Below are 1347 nucleotides of genomic sequence, written 5' to 3'. Positions count from 1 at the left end.
TTCGACTTGCATGTGTTAGGCATGCCGCCAGCGTTCAATCTGAGCCAGGATCAAACTCTTAAGTTCAATCCAACAATTTGTTCAACTTCTGCCATATCCAGTACGATAAATCGCACCCAAATACAGCTTGGGCCTAAACCCCACACATCTCCACTCGGCTTTTAAAGAACGAAACTGCATACTGCAAATCTTGGTAGCGGGGGTAGGATTTGAACCTACGACCTTCGGGTTATGAGCCCGACGAGCTGCCAAGCTGCTCCACCCCGCAACAGGGTCGACAATCATACTCAGTAAGTTATTTCACTGTCAATACCTAGTTGCTTTGTCGCTCTCTTTCAGGACCGTTGCCCCGTCGAGAGAGCGCACTATACATGCGGGTCTGGGGGTGTGCAAGCATTTTTTTGAATGTTTTGTCCTTCATGATTTCGGCGCATTCCCAATGGTTACCGGTGCTGGTGGTGGCGTGGCGGTATTTGCATTGTCGCCATAGGGGGCAAAATCATAGGGTTGCGCGCTTAACTGGTCTGCCACCATCTGCAGGTCAGGCGTATTGATATTGATGGCTACGGGAACGGTATTGGGTTTCTGCACCAGATTGATGACACGCTGCCAGTTGATGGTCCAGCCCTGATGCTGACTGCTACTGAATGCGGTAATGGCATCCACGGCACGCTGCTGGTTATTTCCGCCCTTATGGTAGGCCTCAACCGGTTCAAAGCTTTGCAAGTACAGGTTTCCATTACCATTTATACCCACAACGTAGGGCTGATCAATGGTTCTGACCGGAGTACCGACCTTGACCATCTTGAATAACTGCACTTCGTTTTCAGGATACACATGAAAACAACCATGACTGACACGCATCCCGACTCCCCAAGGCTTGTTGGTCCCGTGGATGAATATTTGCGACCAACCGGTTTCGAGGGCCAGCTCGCCCATTGGGTTATCGGGACCTGCCGGGAAAAAGGCCGGGATGGTTTCTCCCGCTTTGGCATGTTCTTCCTGGATATTTTTCGGGACTGTCCAGGTCGGGTTTTTCACCTTGGCGATGATTTTCGTACTCCCCACGGGGTCCGGCCAGTTGGGTCGGAATATTCCTACCGGAATGGTGTACACCACATTCTGACCTGCGGGGAAATAAAACAGGCGGCGGGCCGGTATATTGATAATAATGCCCTGCCAGGGCTTGGGTGGCAGAACATATTCGGTAGGTACCAGCACCCGGGTGCCCGCACCGGGCAACCAGGGATCCACACCCGGATTGGCCGCCCGGATTTCGTTATAACCAACGTCGTAATGGCGGGCAATGTCGAGCAGGGTATCCTGATGACGTGCCAGGACCACCTG

Annotated in this window: 1 protein-coding gene, 1 tRNA gene and 1 rRNA gene; all 3 read right to left on the bottom strand. The window is 52.3% G+C overall.

Going from position 1 to position 1347, the window contains the following annotated elements:
* A 16S ribosomal RNA gene (locus tag AC2VLY_RS04395) occupies positions 1–66 on the bottom strand; the annotation flags it as partial.
* 125 nt (positions 67–191) lie between these two features.
* A tRNA-Met gene (locus tag AC2VLY_RS04390) sits at positions 192–268 on the bottom strand.
* Between the two features lie 149 nt (positions 269–417).
* The coding region (locus AC2VLY_RS04385) for a L,D-transpeptidase family protein (RefSeq protein ID WP_486921821.1) at positions 418–1347 on the bottom strand (930 nt) is incomplete at its 5' end.

This window comes from Acidithiobacillus sp. TH-A36, from assembly GCF_057473445.1.
The sequence above is the reverse complement of the archived record's forward strand: the minus strand, read 5'-3'. Positions and strand labels throughout refer to the sequence as shown.